This is a genomic window from Shewanella sp. AS16, from assembly GCF_021412365.1.
Classification (GTDB): Bacteria; Pseudomonadota; Gammaproteobacteria; order Enterobacterales; family Shewanellaceae; genus Shewanella; species Shewanella salipaludis.
Map to the genome: position 1 here is coordinate 493,579 of NZ_JAKCLK010000001.1, position 19,548 is coordinate 513,126.

Here is a 19,548-nt window from a genome sequence, read left to right on the forward strand (position 1 = left end):
GCCGGCCCTGTACAAGAGACAGGGCTAAAAATAATACTCGTAACGCAAAAAAAACCTGTCGCCGGATGGCAGCCGCTGCCTGCGGCTGGCATCGACAAACAGGCCACCGTATTGACTGCCTGGCTCGCCCCTGGCGAACTGGGCCCCAAACACCAGATTAGACGACTGGGAGCTGTTGTAATTGACGGTGAGCAAGCTCAGGCTGCTGCCGTCGTTGGCCTGGTAAATCCAGGTCGGCGCCAGGGTCAGCAGGGGGGAATATTGCAGTTGCAAACCTATGGCAAACTGATCCCGCCCCAGGGAGAAGAGTTGTCCCCGCTGCAGCCTCGCCCTGACCCCGGGCGCCAGCTCATCCAAGCTTCTGACGTCGTCGGCGAAGCCGTTCAGGTAATATTCGATAAACCCATTCAGGGGCCGTTCCCGCCACTGCCAGCTATGTTGCAGATTGAGCACCGCCGAATAGAGAGTTTGCCTTGCGGCCGCCGGCGGCAAAACCAGCTCACTGGCGAGCAGATCCAGCTTGGCAAGCGCCGTCCCCAGGGGCAGCACCAGGCCGAGCCCCAGCTGCTTGTCCCCGTAATTCTGGGCCAACATGAGTTCGAACTGCAAGCTCTGCCAATAACCCAGATACTTGAGCGCCAGCGAATCCCGGCAGCCGGTTGCTTCGGTCTCGGCGCCACACTTATGGGGCACCCACAGCCCTTGCAGCTCGGCGCCCGAGTCGAACAAACGCTGCAGGTACAAGAGGTCGACCCCGGGTTTATAACTGGTATCCATGGCCGCCGGCGCGAAGGGGTTAAACAAGTCCAGCACCTGGAAGACATTGCCATTGCCCCAGGTGATGGCCTGACGCCCCAGCTTGGCAACCCAGCGGGCGCCGCTGTACTTCAGGCTGGCCCTGTCGATGAAATGGGTCACCACCTGAGTGTCTGAACGCCTTATGTCGGCCCGCCAGTCAAACCAGCTGGGGGCGCCGGCATCCTGTTCCAGGCCGGCCGAAGCATCACTGGCAGCCGCCCCGAGTACATAATGCAAGTCCAGTGACCAGGCCCCGACATCTTGGGTTAATTTGAAACGATAATTGCCCTGCAGCAGCGAATAGTCCTCTGCCCCCATGTCAGTGCTCGTGTCAGTGCTCATGCCTGGGCCCATGTCAGTGCTCATGCCTGTATTCATGCTTGGGCCGGCACTCGAATCGACATACAGGTATTGCAGCTTGGCCTCATGGGCCAGGTCCACCGCCACGGCACTCCCATGTGCCAACAGGGCGATCAGACTAATAATCTTCAGCCACAGTGCCATCTTTGATCACCAGTTTGCGGCGGGTAAAATCTATGACCTGAGGATCATGGGTCGCCACTATGAGGGTGGTTCCCGACTCCAGGTTCAATTCCGCCATCATGGTCAACAGCTCCAGGGAATTCTTGCTGTCCAGATTGGCCGTGGGTTCATCGGCCAGTATGATGGCCGGGTGGCTGACCAGGGCCCGGGCCACTGCGACCCTCTGCTGCTGGCCGCCGGACAATTCCGCCGGCAGGCGCTGCTCCATCCCCGCCAGGCCGACCCTTGCCAATATTTGCCTGGATAAGTCCCTGCGCTCGGCCTGGGCGACCCCCTGCAACTGCATGATGAATTCGACATTTTCACGGGCGCTCAGCACAGGGATCAGATTGTAGGCCTGAAACACGAAACCTATCTTGCTTAGCCGCAAATCGGCAAGTTCACTGTTATTCATCCGCGACAGCGGCGCCCCCTCGACCCACACCTCTCCCGAGCCGAACCTGTCCAGGCCGCCAATCATGTTCAACAGCGTGGTCTTGCCCGAGCCCGAGGCGCCGGCGAGGGAGACAAATTCCCCGCGGGCGATGGACAGAGATATCCCCCGCAATGCCGGCACCTGGATTGCCCCTTGCTGATAGGTTTTCACCACCGCATCGCACCTGACGATGGCCGAATCCTGACCCCCTGCTTCCATAGCCGTTCCCGCCCCTTTATTCCGTCACCTGGATTTACCTCATCCGGCGCCATTGCGACTCTGTGCTTGCCGCCTGTTTGCAGCCAAAGAGCACAGTTCCTGCTAATTGGTGGCCCGCGCCAATACCTCGACCGGCACCTGCCGGGCCGCCTTGAACGCCGGATAGAGGCTCGCCAGCAGCCCCATCAGCATGACGCTGATGCCTATGAGCCGCAACTCGGCCCAATCCAGCCGAGGATACACAACTTGCGCCGCCCCAAAGTAGCTGGCGCCGACGCCGAGATAGAGGCCGTCGTCGAAACCCTGCACTGTCGCCATCCCCGCCAGCAAACCACACAGGGTTGCCAGCCCCAACATCAGCCCCGACTCGATCAAGAGTTGCAGCAACAGCCATCTGGGCTTCATCCCCAGGGCCTGCAGCAGGCCAAACTCCCGCATGCGTTCAAACACGGCCACCAGCAGGGTGTTGATCAAGCCGAAAGACACCAGGGCGAAAGACACCAAGATCCATATCCAGATGCTGCCCTCACTCATTTCCATCAGCGCCTTGGTGAAGGGCTGCAATTCATCCCAGGCCCTGACTTCCAGCCCGCCGGCCTGCTGCGCCAAACGGGCCGCAGTCACGCCGGAGTCCTGATCGTCGGCGAGCCGATACACCAGCTCGGAAAAGTCGTCGCCTATCTGCAGCAGCGCCTGCGCCTGAGGTAAGGTTATGAAGACACTGTATTTTTCAATATCCGGCTGTGAGGAAAAAATCCCGATAATCTTCAGCCCCCGCTCCTTTATGCCGCCGTCGGCCCCCTGGCTCATCAGCACCAGGCGCCGGCCCAGGCGGGTTTGCAGCCGCTTGGCCAGCTGTTCGCCGAGCAGGATCCCCCGCTCGTCGGCGGAGACAAAGTAATGCCCGTCAACCACGGCATGGGGAATGAAAGACAGCCCCTGCTCGCGCTCGGGCTCAATCCCCAGCAGCTCGACCGGCGCGCTTTCGCGCTCGGTGCGTATCATGGCCGGGACCCTGACCCGTCTGGCAAAGTGGCTGACGGGCGGCCGGGTCAAGATCCCGGCCACGCCGGACGGCAGATGCGAGATCCTATGGTCGACATTGGGATCGTCAAGATACCCGGGGGCGTGGATCTGCCCATGGCCCGTGAGGTTGTTGATCGTCTCCACCACTGCGGCCCGTGACCAGGCCCGCATGAATGCCCCCATGGTCACCATGGAGTACACGGCCACGAAAATGGCCAGCATGGTCAATAAGCTGCGGCGCCTGTTGCGCCACAGATTGCGCCAGGCCAGGGGAAAGATCAGGCTCAAGCTCCCCATCAGACGGCCCTCATGGCGCTGACTATTTCCAGCCTGCGGATCCTGAACACGGGATAGAGCCCGGCAAGCGCCAGACACAGGACGATGCAGCCGGGTCCCAGCAGGAGGGTAGCCCAGGTCAAGCTAGGGTATAAGGTGGCATCCAGGCCGAACTGCTTGAACACGGCCTCGGCCTCTTCGAAGCGGATCCCCGTCTGCTGATAGTAGTAACTCACCACCGCCCCTATCGCCAGGCCGGCGACGATACCCAGGGACATCACCAATAGGGACTCCAGCCATACCAGCCTGCCGAGCAAGCCAGGACCGACGCCGAGCGCCATCATCATGCCGAACTCCCGGGTTCTCTCCATCACAGTCATCAGGGCTGTGTTGAGCAGGGATAGGACTATCACCAGGATCAGCACCAGGTACATGGCCATTGCCGAACTTATGTCCAGCTTGATCGCCTTGAACAGTGCCGGCTGCATTTCCTGCCAATCCCGCAGCGCCAGATCCCGGCTCGCCAGGTAGCGCCTAAGGGCCGCCGGATAAGCAGGTAATAACTCGATTTCCCCCCCGGCGACGACCAAGGCATGGATCCCCCCTTCCATGGAGAAGGTCTGTTCGAAGCGCGCCAATGGCATCTGCGCCAATTGCCGGTCAAGCGGCTTCAGGCCGCTGGCGAAAATGCCCACCACCCTGAGGGAGTCCACCGCCAGCGCCCCTTCCCTACCGGCCCCCAGCAGCGTCAGCCGGTCGCCCGGGTTAAGCCGTAAATTCTTCGCCAGCCCTTCCCCCAAGACTATCTCGTCGGTCGCCGCCGAGGCGTCGGGACTCAGGTAACGCCCCTGCCTGATATTGGCCGGCAGTGAGGAAAACAGCGGCTCCTTGTCGGCCTCCACCCCTGTGAGTTGGGCGCCGAAACTGCGCTGCCCGGATGACAGCAAGGCGAAGCCGTTGGCACGGCGGGCCAGAATGGCATGGGGAAGATACAGCTTAAGCTCACGCTGCAGCGCGGGGTTAAGCTCGAAGCTGGCCGCCATGACGGGTTCGGCCAAATATGCCTGCCGCTGGATCTGGGCGGCGCCATCCAATATGCCTATGCTGCCGTTAACCATGGCCCTATAGCTGCCCAGCTGCATGGCCGGCAGGAAGATGACGATGGCGCAGGTCGAGGCCACCGCCGCGGCGCTGAGCCAGGTACGCCGCGGTTGCCGCCATATGTTGCGCCACGCCAATGCCAGCAACATCTCAGTCGGGTCTCCAGGGGCGGGGATTGCGCAGATTGGACTGGGTAAACATGAAACCAGGTAACGCCAAATCGAAGAAAGCCTGCCGGGTGGCTATCTCGGTCCAATGCCCAGGCTCGGCATAGTTGACCATGCGCATCCGCACAGGATATTGCCGTCCCCCCAAGGGGGCTATCTCCAGGGTCTTCATCTCCTTCACCAGTTGCATCTCCTGGTCATAAAACTGCTCGTACAGCAAGATATGATCCTCACGGATCGCCAGCACTTCCTTACCCCATACCACGGGCGCATCTGGCCTGGGGGTCGCCTTGATGAAGTGCTGCACATGCTCCCCCATGGGCTCACTGCCCAGCAGCTGCAGGGTGAATTCGGTCAACAAGTGATCCGATTTGGCGAGATCATTGTAGGAAAAGTCGCTGCCCATCCAGGACTGGGTCATCATGCTGGTGGGTAACTTGATCACCTGATTCAGCTTGGGGGCGAAGATCCACATGTCGTTGTTGAGTTTCAAGGTGGCATTCCCCGCCTCCTTCGGCGGGGCGGTGAAGCGGATCAGGGCATCCTTGTCACCGCGGGTCCAGCTGTTCAGGCTCATGCTTCTTTGCCATTCGGGACGATGTATGGTCATGGAGACTTCGGCGTAGGAGCTCATGCCGCGCCATTGATCCAATGCCCCCTGCACCAGGGCAACGGCTTTGGCATCGGAAATAAGGGTATCGGCCCCCACCGACACGCCACTGAGTGATAGCACGGCCGTGAGCAACAGCTTGCCCGTCAGCCTGAACCCGGCACAGGCCTCCAATACATTCATCTCATCCCCCGCTGGTATTCATTGCGGCATCCGCCCGGCAATAGCCTGGGCCGGACACCAATATTTGCCAATAGCAATTAACAGCTTAGTTAACATATCGGCAAGTTTCGAACCGATGCCGCCAGGGCCAGCCAAGGCGGGCCCGGCTGTCGCAGTCCTGGATAGCCGGGCGTTCCGAATCTTCTGGGCTTTCCGGGACCTTCCCAGAGCTTTATGGCTAAACTTATGTTTACAGGAGCCATGGACCAGGGACAGCCCCACCTGTCTAGGCCAGCTATGGTGAGCGCCGGGTGACTATGATGAAAAACAAAGCACATTATTCTAGGTTCGGAAAATTCATCCAGGACATCTCCCTGCACACCCCCTTCGTCAGGCTGGTGCTGATCTTGGTCTTGCTCTGGCTGATATTCTCCGCCGGCCTGTATCTGGCAGACAGGGACATGAACGGCACCACGCTGCATTCCTACCCGGACGCCCTGTATTGGGGCATTGCCGCCTTTTCTACCGCAGGCATAGCCGATACCCCTATCTCAGGCATGGCCAAACTCATAGGGGGGCTGTGGATAGTGCTGGGCTCAACCCTCTTCTTCGGCGCCATAGTCGCCACTGTGACCGGCTATTTCATGCGCCCCCTGCAGCGGCCCCATAAGCAGATCATAGACACCATAGAATATAACCTGGAACAGTTGACGGATCTGACCCTGGAAGAATTGGATCTGTTGAAGGAAACCGTCGACGCCCTGATAGAACATGTGGAACACTTGAAGGCGAGGCAGCCGAGGGAGCAGACATAGGCGCCTTGAGCCACTGCCGAGTCCCTGGCAGTTCAAGAGATAGGCGGTACGAGACATGAGTTGGCGCAGCCTTAGCGGCATGAGGCTGCATCCCCGTAGGCCAATATGAAAATGTTGGCTTTAAACATGGCTCTTGATTAACGCGTCACCGGCCCCAATCTCTGTTGAATAGGAATGCACAATAGGAATAGCTAAATGGAATATTTACTGGCTGTGATGCTCTTCGCCGTTTCATCATCTGTAACCCCGGGGCCAAACAACATCATGGTGATGACATCCGGCGTCAACTTCGGTATCAAGAAGAGTTTGCCTTTACTGACGGGAATTTGTGTCGGTTTTACCCTGATGCTCTTGTTGGTCGGCTTGGGGTTTGCTCAATTATTCCAGGTGTTCCCCCAGCTGCACTTCGTCATTAAATGCATAGGGACAGGCTATTTATTGTACCTGGCATACCTGATTGCAAGATCGGCAGGCACCCTGAGCTCGGCCTCCCAGGCCAAGCCCTTCAGCTTCATGAAAGGTGCGCTGTTTCAATGGGTGAATGCCAAGGCCTGGGTAGTGGCAACCGGTGCCATAGCCGCCTTCACCACGGTTGGGGCAGGTTTTTACAGCCAAAACCTGACGATCGCCCTGACCTTTTTCATCGTGTCTTTTCCCTGTGTCGGCGTTTGGCTGCTGTTTGGTTCCATGCTTAAAAATCTGCTGCAGAACGAGCGCAAGAGAAGGGTCTTCAACTATACAATGTCGGGGTTACTGGTATTATCCGTCGCGCCCGTCATCAAAGAGATACTCGGACAGCTAAGCCTGACAAGCACTGTCACCTGAGCCACAAGGGTGGCCCTGTTACTGCTGCGCACATACTGGGATGTCCATATATATATGTCCGCCGCTGCGGCAACATCCTTGACTGAACCATGGGAACAATATGACCGGGCCCCGGCTTTTATCCTGAACCCAAGCGTATCCTGCTGAGTCCGGTTTTGTATGGCTGCATGGGAACACCTCAATGACTCATTTGGGTGTCCCTAAAACGGGTGAAGTTCAAATCTCAGTTTAGAGGCTTGTCAGGTGCTAAATGCCTCTTAACAATGAAATTATTACTAAACCAATAACTAATACATAAACTCCACGAATAATATACCCCCAGCCTCTCCACTCTGCATTAAAGGCACATTGCCACAGACCAGCAAAAACCCAAATTCCATAGATTACGTTAAACGTTATCAATATATACAGTGGAGCAGTAGATAAAGATGGTCCAATTTTGTCCACTCCAAACTGCAGTCCCCCTCCAATCAAGACATTCTGAATCCAAAAGACTTGCCATAAAGGAGTTTTGCCTTGAAAGTTCTTTTTAATTAAATCCATCATTTTCCTTGAGTACACTTAACGCCGTATTGAGGTGTGAGCAAGGCTACCACTGGATATAAACCATTGCACCATAAACACGGAGCCCAACCTTGAACTGGACATACCAAGCGTTGTGAATCACGCTTAAACATTTGTCATATACAACTTTGCTCAACGTCCCTGAACACCAGGTGATTTTCTATGCATTTAAAGCCATATTCCTCCCCCACTGGATCGTATGCCTTAGAGCATCTATTCATAAACCCATGTTCATAAGGGGTAATTTCAGAGTCAACCTTTGTACAGGCTGAGATATGTTTACTAAGACTTATTACATCAAATGTATTTTCTTTATGTGGGAAGATAACGCTGGTCGATATCTTTGGAATGATATCTAGATGACTGCGTATCTGTGCCGGATAAAAACAAATTGTCTTTTTACATTCAACATTATCTAAACCTGAAGCTCTCCATACCGCACTGGCCCCAGCACTAAATCCAATCAACAATTCCGGATTTACTTCAGAAAGAGACTTAAGCACCAAGGCTAAATATTTATCGTGACCACATTCTTTAATGAAAGTATTGTAAGCCTCTTGTTCTTTTTGGAAGTCATGACGCTCACCCTTATAGGGTTCAACAATTACAACATCGGTCACGCGTTGAGCCAAATATTTGATTAGATCATCTGTCGACTCACACAACCCAAAGATATCTGTAACTATTACAACTCTCATTTACTACATAATCCTTATGATGATGTCGCCCATTGCACATAACGCCTCAATCAGCCGACGCGTTAGCGGTCGGCTGAATTGACTTGTTAGCATTGCTTTGGCCTAACATGGATATACCAAGCCAGACAAACCAAATAATCTGAATGATACCAAAAATTTCGGTGATGACTTCATCCGGATATATTGTTGCAATACCAAAAATCCCTACAACTATACCAAGGTAATTAAGTCCTCGCGGAAATTCTTCTGCTTTTAAAGCAGCTATACTAACCAACAGTACCCAAAGTCCACCAACCAGCTCGTTTCCTCCACCAAGGCTTTCGATTAGCACCGAAATCATTCGCCACATATCAAAAGCTTTCTCGGAGGATAAGTCCATCAGGTTAATTGCATGTGAAAGCCCAATATTTGCCAGCATACCACTTGCAATGACCAGAACAACCCAAACAATGCCGAAGACAGAACCCACTTTAACAATTGGATTATTTGCTGATCTTAGTTTTTCATATAAGCCAACAACAAGAACAGCTAGAAAAATTCCGAACACTGCATACATCAGAAAATAAATCATTGAAAATACAAACTGATTTTCCGCCAAATATACCATTTTTTCTGATGCAGTACCTTCGGAGGGATATGCCCAAAAAGTGCCAAAGTAAACAAAGGTAACGATATAAATCAACGCTTCAAAAATAGCTGAAACGCCTGCGATTTTTTGTAGATTGTTCATTAAAACTATCCCGTTTTATTCGTAATGCTAACAGCTGTATAGTGCGCTTGCGCATATGTGCTTTTTTACAATGACTTCAAGATTAGCACAAGCCACTGTTGTATAAAACATTCCGTATCGCACTGGCTCTAAACCCTCAGGCAAAACGCGCATGCGCGTTTGCACTTCTTTACTGGGAATGCGGGATCTCGCGTATCCTAGCTTCTTTCGAGTCACCCACTGGGCCTCGCGGTTTCGGCCAACTTGGTTGGCAGCCAATCACCAGCCGTGGGCTTTCGCACTGCTCTTATTACAGAGGCAGCAGTGACACGCAGGCACTTGATCTCACAGGAAGCATCCCAGGATGCTCTGCGGCGAAGTCCCTTTCACCGAAGGCCGCCGGTGCAACAGTGCCCTCTCTGGTGTTCCACTTTCGCCTCGAAGCTACATGAAAGTTTAGGATGTCTGCAATCTTCCTGTTTATTTGTCCTGCGGCAACTTAGATGGGGATGGGAGATGGGGCAAAAGGCTAAACCAGACCCGATAGAGCGCTCAGGCACGTTTTGCCACCGAAACCCGCGCGCTTTGCAGACAAAGCGCTTGCTGAAATCCAGAGATACCAGTAGCTTAGATGCAAGGTCATGAAAGATAACAGGCGCAGCTCGCAGCCATTTAATAAAAACAAGGAGTGCCAGCACGCTTTGCGCTGGTCCGAGCTGATAAACATGCATGCGTGTTATGCAAATGTTATGTGAATCTTTGAAAAAGGAGTTTTCGTGAAAAAACTATTTATTTGTTTGGCAGGTTTCGCGCTCTTCAGTACAAGTATTTTGGCTGATGATTTTGACTATGATGCGTTTGTGAAAGCCTATTTCAATGCTCAGGTCATGACTCAGCAGCCAAATGCGACTGAGGACGACCTTGAGTACTATTTATCCTTTCTGACTGATGACGTTGGCAACCAACATTTCCCAAATGCACCTGATGACTCTCGTGAACCAGATGGTAAAGCCATGATGCGAAAAGGTATGGGCCGCTACCTTGGTGTTCACACCGAATATAAGGCGGAAATCATCGACTATCAGTATGGTTACAATGCTGTTTCTATCAAACACAAGTTCTCTGCAAAAGGTAAGCGAGCGGATGGTTCAGAGTTCAGCTACAGCAAAATTGCTCTGGATGTACTTGAACTTGAAAATGGCAAAGTCTCTATTATTCGTCGGTACAGTGAATAATTCACATAACAAGCAAACTTCATCGTCAGCAAAAAACGCTCGCTGCGCGGCTTTCCGAGCTAAATTTGGGCGTTATACGCCAATCAAAAATCGAAACATCAAAAGGAGTTAATGTGGAAGAAATTAAAGGAATAATCGACTTTATGGTTGAAGTCGAGAAACTAAAAGCTATCGAGAGACAAACCAAACCTGTAGGGTTGAATCGCTACGAAAACTCTGCGGAGCATAGTTGGCATGTGTGTTTGAGTGCACTGATGCTGAAAGACTTTGCCAATGAGCAGGTTGATATTACGCGTGTTATGAAAATGCTCCTTATCCATGATTTAGGTGAAATTGAAGCAGGTGACACGGTCATTTATTCGAGTGAAACTGACGAAAATAAACAAGTAGAAAGGTCAGGTGTTCAGCAATTGTTCCAGCTTTTACCTCAAGCTAGCCGAGATGAATACAGTAACCTATGGGAAGAATTTGAAGAGGGTAGCAGTCCCGAAGCTAGATTTGCTAAGGCTATCGATCGAGTTCCTCCTTTGCTACACAATATTTATGGCGAAGGGCATAGTTGGAAAAAGCATAATATATCTAAAGAAAAAGTGTTTGCTTTCAACAGTGAACGTATCTCTAGAGGAAGCAATATCCTTTGGCAAGAAGTTGAGTCCCGGCTAAATGAAGCAGTAGAAAAGGGTGTGCTGAAATAGGCGTATAACAAGTGACTGAACACCACAGTCACTTATTAGGCGTGCGGTTTAAACTTTTTTGTCATTCCTTGGCAAGATGGAGAAACAAGTTTGTATCCCAACTTTTCGTAAAATACTGGTTCATCCGCAATCATTGAAACATACGAACCTTCTAAGGCCACTGACGACAAATAGTTGTCTATATACTCCATGACCTTTCGTCCCAGCCCTTTCCCTTGGTAAGTTGGATCAACGGCAACATCCACCACCTCAAAGTTACACGCACCATCACCAACGACACGACCCATCGCAGCCAAAGCCTCACCATGTCGTATTGAGATCCCATACAGGCTGTTTGGCAATGCAATTGTGGCAGCCTTAAGAGACTTTGGTGACAAGCCTGCTTTCACGCGCATTTCGCAGAATTCTTTCGGACTAGGGACGTTTTCTTCGTATGTCATTTTCATGCTGCACCACTCCTTTTGATTGCATTCGAAGGATACACTCAACAACTGTATAAATAAACAGTTAAAGTGTATTTTGCTTAACACGCATAACGACGCAGTTTGGGCCAACTTGGTTGGCAGCCCATCACCAGCAGTGGGCCTTCACACTGTTACCCCTGCGGCACGCAGGCACTTGATCTCACAGGAAGCATCCCTGGATGCTCTGCGGCGAAGTCCCTTTCACCGAAGGCCGCCGGTGCAACAGTGCCGTCTCTGGTGTTCCCCTAAGGCTTCAAAGTTAACAAGCATCAAGACGACAAATGTTCCAGCTACAAGCGCTGCTGCGGATGACACATATTCCCCTTCGAAGTTGCCGAAAAACGTTGGAGAAATTGCGTGAGAAAGACAAGGCGAATGCTCGGCTACGACGAGCCAGCTCATGAGCGCGAACCATGGATGGTGAGCTGGCCTTTATCCAAGGATGGATTTGGCCGAGCTAGCCTCAGGTGAGCCAGGGATGGCGAATATGAGGCGCTAGCAAATTTCTTCATAAGTTTGAGGGAAAACGACTTCGTGGGGACGGCACAGGAGATCCAAGAGGGGATTGCTGTTGATCCCCTCTTGGCCGGGTGTGGGCTGGAAGCCCACGACTTTCTCGGCCGCAAGGCCGCTGCAAAGCCGATATTGAGAGGACGAGAGGATAAGAATATAGAAATAACCCCAGCTCGCTTTCAGCAAAAACTGGCGCTAATGGCCTCAGTCCCTACTTTTGATTGCAGTTAAAAATGGGGAGATCACCTATAGACTCATTATCTGAATTCAAGCATATAAAACCAACAAGCCGTTGATTTATGTGGAGGAGAAAATAGAAAGAGTCTCTATCCCCCCTTCCCCCCAACAAAAACGCCGGCTTAGCCGGCGTTTTTATCAAGTATCTGCTTCACAGCAAACTCAAACTTTACTCGCTTAAAGTTTGAGGTCTTTTTCCATGTCTTCGTAGGAGGTATGACGCACGTCCTTGCCTTTGACATAGTAGATGATGTATTCGCAGATATTCTTGCATCTGTCACCGACCCGCTCGACGGCGCGCGCGGCCCATAACACGTCCAGCACCCCGGGGATGGAGCGGGGATCTTCCATCATATAGGTCATCAGCTGGCGAATTATGCCTTCGTATTCCTTATCCAGCTTGGCATCTTCCTTGTGCAGCTCCAGCGCCGTGTCGGCATCCATACGCGCCAGCGCATCCAGGGTGGCATGCAGCAGACGGGTGGCGTGGCGCCCCATGCTCTCTATGCTGACCAGGAGTGGCTGCTGGTTGTTGAGGCGTTTGTCGAGCGCCGCCTTGGCGATACGCACACAGGCATCGCCTATGCGCTCCAGATCTGTGATGCTCTTGGAGATGGCGATGATGAGACGCAGGTCGCTGGCCGCCGGCTGGCGTTTGGCTATGATGCGGGTACATTCTTCGTCGATGGACACTTCCATGCCATTGACCTTGTGATCCCCTTCTATCACCTGCTGGGCCAGTTCGGCATCCAGGGCCCCCAGGGCATCCAGGGCCTGCTCCAGCTGGCGCTCCACCAAGCCGCCCATGGCCAGCACCCGGTTGCGTATGTCGTCCAGTTCGGCGTTGAACTGACCGGAAATGTGTTTGCTCAGATTCATCTTTTCCATTGGATTTAAAACCTTTTATTCAAACTGTGCCAAAAAGCCGTGTCGGGTAGCGCGGGCGCGATTAACCGTAACGCCCAGTGATATAGTCTTCCGTCTTGCGCTTCTTGGGCGTAGTGAAGATGGTGTTGGTGTCGGCGTATTCCACCAGTTCGCCCATGTACATGAAGGCCGTCTGATCCGAGACCCGTGCCGCCTGTTGCATGTTATGGGTCACTATCACCACAGTATATTTGGATTTCAGCTCGGTGATCAGCTCTTCGATGGTCAGGGTGGAGATGGGATCCAGCGCCGAGGTAGGCTCATCGAGCAGCAGGACCTCCGGCTCGATGGCGATGGCACGGGCGATCACCAGACGTTGCTGCTGACCACCGGACAGGCCGAAGGCGTTGTCGTGCAGCCTGTCTTTGACTTCATCCCAAATCGCCGCGCCGCGCAGCGAGCGCTCGGCCGCCTCGTCGAGTTCGCGGCGGTTGTTGATCCCCTGCAGCCTCAGGCCATAGACCACGTTCTCATAGATGGACTTGGGGAAAGGGTTCGGCCGTTGAAATACCATGCCGACGTTGCGGCGCAGCGCCGCCACATCCACTTGCTTGTCGTAGATGTTCTGGCCATGCAGCAGGATTTCGCCGTCGATGTGGCAGTTATCCACCAGATCGTTCATGCGGTTGATGCAGCGCAGCAGGGTCGACTTACCGCAGCCGCTGGGGCCGATGAAGGCGGTGACCTGCTTCTTGGGGATCTTCATCGACACGTCAAACAGGGCCTGCTTCTCGCCATAGCGCAGATCCAGGTTGCGGATCTGCAGCGCTGTGTTTTCCTGGCTCAGGTTTTCCAAGTCAAACTGTTCTGTATTCATTACTGATGAGTCTATAGAAATCATGTTCTGTCCTATCACTTCAGGATAATCGCCAATTAATGCTCTAGCGAACGGAATTTTTCACGCAGGTGGTTACGCACGCTGATGGCCGTCAGGTTGAGTGCCACTATCACAGACACCAACAGGAAGGAGGTCGCATACACCAGAGGACGTGCCGCTTCAACGTTTGGACTCTGGAAACCTACATCGTAAATATGGAAACCCAGGTGCATGAACTTACGTTCCAAGTGCACGAAGGGGAAATTCATGTCTATCGGCAGGGTCGGTGCCAATTTCACCACCCCCACCAGCATCAGCGGAGCGACCTCACCGGCGGCGCGGGCCACGGCCAGGATAAGCCCCGTCATGATGGCCGGGCTCGCCATGGGGATGACGATGCGCCACAGGGTCTCGGCCTTGGTGGCACCGAGCGCCAGGCTGCCCTGACGTACGGCACTGGGAATACGGCTCAGGCCTTCCTCGGTGGACACTATCACCACGGGCAAGGTCAGGATGGCCAGGGTTAGGGCCGACCAGATGACCCCGGGGGAGCCGAAGGTCGGTGACGGCAAGGCCTCGGGATAGAAGAGCTGATCCAGGGAGCCACCCAGCATATAGACGAAGAAGCCCAGGCCGAATACCCCATAGACGATGGACGGCACGCCGGCGAGGTTGATCACCGCGATGCGGATCATCTTGGTGATGGCGCCCTTCTGGGCATATTCATGCAGGTAGATGGCCGCGATCACCCCGAATGGCGTGACTATCACCGCCATCAGCAGCACCATGAACACAGTGCCGAAGATCGCCGGGAATACCCCACCCTCGGTGTTGGCTTCACGGGGATCGTCGCTGACGAAGCGCCCCAGGCCAACAAACCAGTGGCCTATCTTGCCCAGCAATCCCAGATCATTGACGTAGGTCACATCCAGTACGCTGTCGAGCGGCAGGGTCACTTCTTCGCCGCGCATGTCGCGCACTACCACCGCATCCCTGCCCGCCTCATCACGCAGGGCGAACAGCTGCTTCTCCAGCACTAAGTATGCTTGATGCAGGGCGTTGGCCTGGGTCGCCAGCTGCTGCTTGCGCTCGGCCGTCAGTTCACCGTCGAGTTCGAAACGGCGCTCTTTCAGGCGCAACTTCTCCAACTTATAGTTGATTGCACCTATGTCCTTTTTCTGCAAACTGACGGCTTCGTCGGACAAGGCCACAGCGCGGGCAATATGCTGCTCGAGCTCGCCTTTCACATCCTCGAGCGGCAGGCGCTGACCCTTTTCGATCACGGCCACGGGATAACCGTAGAAGTTACCGTTCTTGGCGCGCTCGAGCATGGCCACATCGACAGGCGTCGAACGTTCCAGTATGTCTGTCGCCAAGATCCAGCGAAAGTCCAAACCGACAAATTCGCGGTTACCCGTCTTCACCAGATAGCGGGTGACAAACTCGCCGGGATCTTGGGTAAACTTATGGCCGGCAGAAATCAAACGTTCGGTCGGCACTTCTTCCACATCGTAGATCTCACCTATCAGGGTCGAACGTTTGCCCTGGTTGTCCTGCAACTGCCATTGATAGATGTCGGCCGGCCAGAAATAGCTCAGGCCGCGCCAGGCGATAAGCAACAGCAGCCCCAATACCGCAATCAAACTGATACTCACGGCGCCGCCTGTCATCCAGATCCACGGCGAACCCGATTTAAACCACTTACCCATTGCACGAACCTCTCAAGGTCATAGGCGAAAATTCATTAAAATACATTATCTTATTCTCCATTCTTTGCCGCATCAGAGTGAACTGTAGCGTTCACGCAGACGTTGACGCACCACTTCGGCAATGGTGTTAAAGAAGAAGGTGAAGATGAACAGCACGAAGGCCGCCAGGAAGAGCACCCGGTAATGCGAGCTGCCGATGGCGGACTCGGGCATTTCCACTGCTATGTTGGCCGCCAGGGTACGCATGCCCTGGAACACGCTCCATTCCATGATGGCCGTGTTGCCTGTGGCCATCAGCACTATCATGGTCTCACCGACGGCGCGGCCCAGGCCCATCATCACGGCCGAGAAAATCCCCGGGCTGGCGGTCAAGAGCACCACACGGGTCAGTGTCTGCCATGGGGTTGCCCCCAAGGCCAGGCTGCCGTTGGACAGGTGGCGCGGCACAGAGAAGATGGCGTCTTCGGCGATGGAGAAAATCGTCGGGATGACGGCGAAGCCCATGGCTATGCCCACTACCAGGGCGTTACGTTGGTCGAAGGTGATCCCCAGCTGGTTGGTGATGAACTGACGGGTATCGCCGCCAAACAGAGCGATTTCTATCATGGGGCTGATGGCGAACGAGGCCCAGCCAACGAAACAGATCACGGGTATCAGCATCAGCTCCTGGTACACTTCCGGCAGTCTCTGTTTCCAGCGACCGGGTAACTTACTCCAGGTGAAGGCCGACAACAGGATGGACACAGGCAACAGCACCAGCAAGATCATGATCCCCGGCAGGTGATCTTCGATAAGCGGCGCCAGCCAAAGACCGGCGAGGAAGCCCAAGATCACAGTCGGCAAGGCTTCCATGATCTCGATGGTCGGCTTGACTATGCCGCGCACCTTGGGCGACATGAAGTAGGCGGTATAGATGGCGCCGGCAAGCGCCAGCGGCACGGCGAACAACATGGCGTAGAAGGCCGCCTTCATGGTACCGAATGCCAAGGGCATCAGACTCAGCTTGGCCTCGAAATCATCCGAACCCGAGGTCGACTGCCATACATATTCAGGCTCGGGATAACCTTCGTACCAGACCTTGTCCCATAGGGCACTCCAGGACACCTCAGGGTGTTCATTGGCGACCTTGAACAGGTGCAGCTTGTGGTCGGCTTCGACCACCAGGCCGTTGGATCTTGGGCTGAAGCCCATGACGCCGGGATTTTTCAGATCGAAGGTTTCATCGAACAACTGACGCTGACTCGTGGTATACAGCAGCGACAGCTCGCCTTCGGCACTGACGGTGGCAAAACTCTTGCGATAAAACTCAGATGCCAGGGCGGCCGAGGGAGCCAGATCATCGAACTCGCGAATTTCCTGGTACAGACGACCCTTGTCACTGTTGACCTGGAAATACTGGGCCACCTTGCCCGAGTCATAGGCGACCAAGATAGAACTGGCGCCGGCCAGCAGGCTGATGTTGCTGACTTTTCCATTCGCGCTTTCAACATCCAGCACCTGCAACAAGCTGACGTCATCCAGATAACGAATATCATAGATGTAGATCTTGTTACCCGTCTGCAGTATCAGCTGGCGCTGATCCGGGGTCATCAGCTGGTGCGCCACCTTGATCGGGGCATCGCCCAGGGTGACGTTCGCAGGTTGCCATTCGACCTCTTCGGTCATCATGTTCTCTTCGCCTTCGAAGCGATTGACCTGCCAGGTACCGTTATCGTCCTGGAAGGCGAAACTCATTTTATCGCTGCTGAAAGCAAACACCAGGTTGTGGATGGCGCCGCCGTCCGTCAGCGCCAGAGGCGTCTTGCCGACGGGGTAACGCAGTTCAGGGGTGATGAGGCGCTTATTATCCGGATAGGTCAGGCCAAAGGCGATGTCGGTGATCAGCACCTGGCCGTTGCTCAGCCCCAGGGCGAAACGCTGCTCGCTGGGCGCGGACACGGCGCTGCTGCTGACTGTCACACCGGCCGCCAGCTCTGGCTTGAAGCTGTCGACCCGTTGCTGGTTCAGGGCGGAATAAAAGTCCACCTGGCCGTTGCGTGCTACCCGGTAGAGGACTTCATTTTGCTCGTCACTGCCCACCATCAGGGTCGGAATGTCGGCATTCTGGTAGCTGACATTGGTGACAGGGGTGACATCGGCACCATCGAAGATGGGCTTAATGACGTACAAGAGATAGAAGAAGATCAACAAAAGGGCGACAAACACTAAGGTTCCGCCAATGGTGACGCCTATCTGAGCCGCCTTATCCTTAACTGCTCTGCGGTTGGTTCGACCACCGATCAACAACTTATGTGTTGCAGAACCAGGTTGAATGACCTGACTTTCCATTAAGAACCTCTATTATTAATAGCCAGCGAATGTGCGCTGGGATTGTATCGCCTGCTATGCTAACAATACTCGCATCGAACACAGCCAAGACATAACCCTATTCTGATGGGCTGGCATTGTATGACGCAAAGATGACAGTTGTGTTACATGGGCGTTCTCACAACGCATTTTTTGCTATCGGTTGCACTTCTATTTCAATCACTAGAACTCGGAGAAGAATGGCATGTTACGTTACCTGTTAACCCTGCAAGTTCCTGACAGAAAAGGATTAGTCGAACAAATTGCCCAAGCTGTCAGCCGTCATGGCGGCAACTGGCTCGACTCGGAACTCCGCCATATCGACGGTATCTTTGCCGCCATACTCCTGCTGGAAGTCCCTTCGCAACAATGGGATGAACTGCTCGAATCCCTGGAATGCATCGACGGCCTGACGCTGACCTTCTCCAAGACAAGCCACAAGAAAAGCCCCCTGCTGCGCCTGAGCTTTAACCTGGTCGCCTACGACAGACCCGGCTTGGTATTGGATATTTCAAACAAGATCAATGCGCTGGGTATCAATATAGAACAATTCAGCAGCCAATACGAGACCGCGGGTCATACCGGCATAGCCCTATTCCGCGCCACCATAAGCTTGGGGCTGACGGACGAGTCACAGGAAGAGCGACTCACGGAAGCCCTCTATGCCATAGGCGATGATGTGGTGCTGGATAAACTCAGCCGCTGAAATGAAGCGCGTCATGGCGTCATCACGCCATGACGCCTATCCAGGCCGCCTCAGTTCAGGCTCTCCTGTTGGGATTTCACCAGATAACGCAGCGGCACCTGGGACACCAGCATGCCAAATAGCATCAAGCCACAGCCCGTCAACTCCCGCACGCTCAGACTCTCGTCCAGCAGCAAGATCCCCCCAATGGCGGCGAATACGGTTTCCAGGCTGAGAATGATGGCCGCATGGGCCGGGTGGGCATGTTTCTGTGCCATCACCTGCAGGGTATAACCTATGCCAACCGAGATGAGTCCCGAATAGGCCAGGGACGCCCAGGCGGCGGTGACATTTCCAAACTCTGTGGTCTCGAATCCCGCCGAGATCAGCAGGCTGAGCACACCACACACAAGAAATTGCATCTGCGCCAGGATCACAGGCGACACCCGCTTGGCGAAGTGGTCCACCGCCAGGATGTGCATGGCCCAGAAGCAAGCCCCCAGCAGCTGCAACAGATCGCCATAGCCTATGCTGAAGTCATCCTTCACGCTGAGGAAGAATAGCCCCAGGACGGCGATGCCGCAGCCGAGCCAGGTATTGAGCCCTGTGCTGTGTTTCAGCGCCAGCCCCAATACCGGCACCAGGACTATGTAGAGGCCGGTGATGAAGCCTGCGTTGGCGGCCGTGGTATACAGGAGTCCGACCTGCTGCAGCGAGGCGCCGGCAAACAACAGGCTGCCCACCATGAGGCTGCCCCAGAGCAGGTCCCTGCCCTGGCTGACGTATAACTTGCCTTTGCGCTTGAAATACCACACCAGGGGCAACAGGCTCAGGGCGCCGATCAGGAAACGCACGCCATTGAAGGCGAAGGGCGACAGGTGATCCATGCCGAACACCTGGGCGACAAAACCAAAGCCCCAGATGGCGGCGGCAAGCAAGAGGATGAAGTTAGCAGGCAAGATAATAATCTCCCGGAGAAAATAGCTGCCTAG

Annotated in this window: 19 protein-coding genes; 5 read left to right on the forward strand and 14 right to left on the reverse strand. The window is 54.2% G+C overall.

All coding sequences use genetic code 11. The features are described 5' to 3' along the window. Positions 1-24 precede the first annotated feature (24 nt). The 5 genes from LZP73_RS02255 to LZP73_RS02275 all read right to left on the reverse strand — a co-directional run bounded on the left by LZP73_RS02255 (position 25) and on the right by LZP73_RS02275 (position 5,338). Complete coding sequence (locus tag LZP73_RS02255; protein WP_234232847.1) at positions 25-1,302, reverse strand: hypothetical protein; 1,278 nt, start codon at positions 1,300-1,302, stop codon at positions 25-27. Further along, complete coding sequence (locus LZP73_RS02260) at positions 1,277-1,975, reverse strand: ABC transporter ATP-binding protein (protein ID WP_234232848.1); 699 nt, start codon at positions 1,973-1,975, stop codon at positions 1,277-1,279. The genes LZP73_RS02255 and LZP73_RS02260 overlap by 26 nt, the downstream gene beginning before the upstream one ends. Positions 1,976-2,077: 102 nt before the next feature. Further along, positions 2,078-3,298, reverse strand: a complete 1,221-nt coding sequence (locus LZP73_RS02265) for an ABC transporter permease (RefSeq protein WP_234232849.1) — start codon at positions 3,296-3,298, stop codon at positions 2,078-2,080. Continuing rightward, a complete protein-coding gene (locus LZP73_RS02270; RefSeq protein ID WP_234232850.1) occupies positions 3,298-4,527 on the reverse strand; it encodes an ABC transporter permease in 1,230 nt (409 codons plus the stop codon). Before LZP73_RS02270 ends, LZP73_RS02265 begins: the two co-directional genes overlap by 1 nt. 1 nt (position 4,528) lies before the next feature. After that, the gene (locus tag LZP73_RS02275; RefSeq protein WP_234232851.1) at positions 4,529-5,338 is read right to left on the reverse strand and encodes an outer membrane lipoprotein-sorting protein; all 810 of its coding nucleotides are present in this window, start codon (positions 5,336-5,338) and stop codon (positions 4,529-4,531) included. 296 nt (positions 5,339-5,634) lie between these two features. Between LZP73_RS02275 and LZP73_RS02280 the strand changes: the two genes are divergently transcribed. Together LZP73_RS02280 and LZP73_RS02285 are read left to right on the forward strand one after the other, a co-directional pair. Beyond that, complete coding sequence (locus LZP73_RS02280; protein WP_234232852.1) at positions 5,635-6,132, forward strand: ion channel; 498 nt, start codon at positions 5,635-5,637, stop codon at positions 6,130-6,132. A gap of 195 nt (positions 6,133-6,327) precedes the next feature. Then, positions 6,328-6,957: a LysE family translocator gene (locus LZP73_RS02285; protein ID WP_234232853.1), complete on the forward strand. Its 630-nt coding sequence runs from the start codon at positions 6,328-6,330 to the stop codon at positions 6,955-6,957. 246 nt (positions 6,958-7,203) lie between these two features. On the opposite strand, the gene LZP73_RS02290 is transcribed toward LZP73_RS02285, so the two are convergent. The 3 genes from LZP73_RS02290 to LZP73_RS02300 all read right to left on the reverse strand — a co-directional run bounded on the left by LZP73_RS02290 (position 7,204) and on the right by LZP73_RS02300 (position 8,949). Continuing rightward, positions 7,204-7,500 (reverse strand): hypothetical protein, encoded by a 297-nt coding sequence (locus tag LZP73_RS02290; protein WP_234232854.1) that lies wholly within the window; start codon positions 7,498-7,500, stop codon positions 7,204-7,206. 137 nt (positions 7,501-7,637) lie between these two features. Then, positions 7,638-8,219, reverse strand: a complete 582-nt coding sequence (locus LZP73_RS02295) for a dienelactone hydrolase family protein (protein ID WP_234232855.1) — start codon at positions 8,217-8,219, stop codon at positions 7,638-7,640. Positions 8,220-8,265: 46 nt separating this feature from the next. Next, positions 8,266-8,949 (reverse strand): DUF4386 family protein, encoded by a 684-nt coding sequence (locus LZP73_RS02300; RefSeq protein ID WP_234232856.1) that lies wholly within the window; start codon positions 8,947-8,949, stop codon positions 8,266-8,268. A 755-nt stretch (positions 8,950-9,704) separates the two neighbouring features. On the opposite strand from LZP73_RS02300, the gene LZP73_RS02305 reads away from it, so the two are divergent. Both LZP73_RS02305 and LZP73_RS02310 read left to right on the forward strand, forming a co-directional pair. Beyond that, positions 9,705-10,163 carry a nuclear transport factor 2 family protein gene (locus tag LZP73_RS02305; RefSeq protein ID WP_234232857.1) on the forward strand — a complete coding sequence of 153 codons (459 nt, stop codon included), beginning with the start codon at positions 9,705-9,707 and terminating at the stop codon, positions 10,161-10,163. 113 nt (positions 10,164-10,276) lie between these two features. Further along, positions 10,277-10,858 (forward strand): HD domain-containing protein, encoded by a 582-nt coding sequence (locus tag LZP73_RS02310; protein WP_234232858.1) that lies wholly within the window; start codon positions 10,277-10,279, stop codon positions 10,856-10,858. Between the two features lie 35 nt (positions 10,859-10,893). On the opposite strand, the gene LZP73_RS02315 is transcribed toward LZP73_RS02310, so the two are convergent. The 5 genes from LZP73_RS02315 to LZP73_RS02335 form a co-directional block, all read right to left on the reverse strand. Further along, positions 10,894-11,304, reverse strand: coding sequence for a GNAT family N-acetyltransferase (locus LZP73_RS02315; RefSeq protein ID WP_234232859.1), 411 nt, complete (start codon positions 11,302-11,304; stop codon positions 10,894-10,896). Between the two features lie 945 nt (positions 11,305-12,249). Next, positions 12,250-12,960, reverse strand: coding sequence for a phosphate signaling complex protein PhoU (gene phoU, locus LZP73_RS02320; RefSeq protein ID WP_234232860.1), 711 nt, complete (start codon positions 12,958-12,960; stop codon positions 12,250-12,252). Between the two features lie 61 nt (positions 12,961-13,021). After that, entirely contained in the window at positions 13,022-13,840 is an 819-nt protein-coding gene (gene pstB, locus LZP73_RS02325) for a phosphate ABC transporter ATP-binding protein PstB (RefSeq protein WP_169563179.1), read from the reverse strand. A gap of 32 nt (positions 13,841-13,872) precedes the next feature. Then, positions 13,873-15,525 (reverse strand): phosphate ABC transporter permease PstA, encoded by a 1,653-nt coding sequence (gene pstA, locus LZP73_RS02330; protein ID WP_234232861.1) that lies wholly within the window; start codon positions 15,523-15,525, stop codon positions 13,873-13,875. Between the two features lie 72 nt (positions 15,526-15,597). Beyond that, complete coding sequence (locus tag LZP73_RS02335) at positions 15,598-17,853, reverse strand: ABC transporter permease subunit (protein ID WP_234232862.1); 2,256 nt, start codon at positions 17,851-17,853, stop codon at positions 15,598-15,600. Between the two features lie 223 nt (positions 17,854-18,076). Here LZP73_RS02335 and LZP73_RS02340 point away from each other — a divergent pair, with 223 nt between their 5' ends. After that, the gene (locus LZP73_RS02340; protein WP_234232863.1) at positions 18,077-18,577 is read left to right on the forward strand and encodes a glycine cleavage system protein R; all 501 of its coding nucleotides are present in this window, start codon (positions 18,077-18,079) and stop codon (positions 18,575-18,577) included. Between the two features lie 50 nt (positions 18,578-18,627). On the opposite strand, the gene LZP73_RS02345 is transcribed toward LZP73_RS02340, so the two are convergent. Next, on the reverse strand, positions 18,628-19,515 hold the full coding sequence (locus tag LZP73_RS02345; protein WP_169563183.1) for a DMT family transporter: 888 nt from the start codon (positions 19,513-19,515) through the stop codon (positions 18,628-18,630). Between the last annotated feature and the right edge of the window lie 33 nt (positions 19,516-19,548).

Coding starts and splice junctions, on each gene's coding strand:
- LZP73_RS02300 (WP_234232856.1), bottom strand. CDS start 8,949: ATGAACAATCTACAAAAAATCGCAGGCGTTTCAGCTATTTTTGAAGCG.
- LZP73_RS02290 (WP_234232854.1), bottom strand. CDS start 7,500: ATGGATTTAATTAAAAAGAACTTTCAAGGCAAAACTCCTTTATGGCAA.
- LZP73_RS02295 (WP_234232855.1), bottom strand. CDS start 8,219: ATGAGAGTTGTAATAGTTACAGATATCTTTGGGTTGTGTGAGTCGACA.
- pstB (WP_169563179.1), bottom strand. CDS start 13,840: ATGATTTCTATAGACTCATCAGTAATGAATACAGAACAGTTTGACTTG.
- LZP73_RS02285 (WP_234232853.1), top strand. CDS start 6,328: ATGGAATATTTACTGGCTGTGATGCTCTTCGCCGTTTCATCATCTGTA.
- LZP73_RS02270 (WP_234232850.1), bottom strand. CDS start 4,527: ATGTTGCTGGCATTGGCGTGGCGCAACATATGGCGGCAACCGCGGCGT.
- LZP73_RS02260 (WP_234232848.1), bottom strand. CDS start 1,975: ATGGAAGCAGGGGGTCAGGATTCGGCCATCGTCAGGTGCGATGCGGTG.
- LZP73_RS02280 (WP_234232852.1), top strand. CDS start 5,635: ATGATGAAAAACAAAGCACATTATTCTAGGTTCGGAAAATTCATCCAG.
- LZP73_RS02315 (WP_234232859.1), bottom strand. CDS start 11,304: ATGAAAATGACATACGAAGAAAACGTCCCTAGTCCGAAAGAATTCTGC.
- LZP73_RS02340 (WP_234232863.1), top strand. CDS start 18,077: ATGTTACGTTACCTGTTAACCCTGCAAGTTCCTGACAGAAAAGGATTA.
- LZP73_RS02335 (WP_234232862.1), bottom strand. CDS start 17,853: ATGGAAAGTCAGGTCATTCAACCTGGTTCTGCAACACATAAGTTGTTG.
- phoU (WP_234232860.1), bottom strand. CDS start 12,960: ATGGAAAAGATGAATCTGAGCAAACACATTTCCGGTCAGTTCAACGCC.
- LZP73_RS02275 (WP_234232851.1), bottom strand. CDS start 5,338: ATGAATGTATTGGAGGCCTGTGCCGGGTTCAGGCTGACGGGCAAGCTG.
- pstA (WP_234232861.1), bottom strand. CDS start 15,525: ATGGGTAAGTGGTTTAAATCGGGTTCGCCGTGGATCTGGATGACAGGC.
- LZP73_RS02255 (WP_234232847.1), bottom strand. CDS start 1,302: ATGGCACTGTGGCTGAAGATTATTAGTCTGATCGCCCTGTTGGCACAT.
- LZP73_RS02265 (WP_234232849.1), bottom strand. CDS start 3,298: ATGGGGAGCTTGAGCCTGATCTTTCCCCTGGCCTGGCGCAATCTGTGG.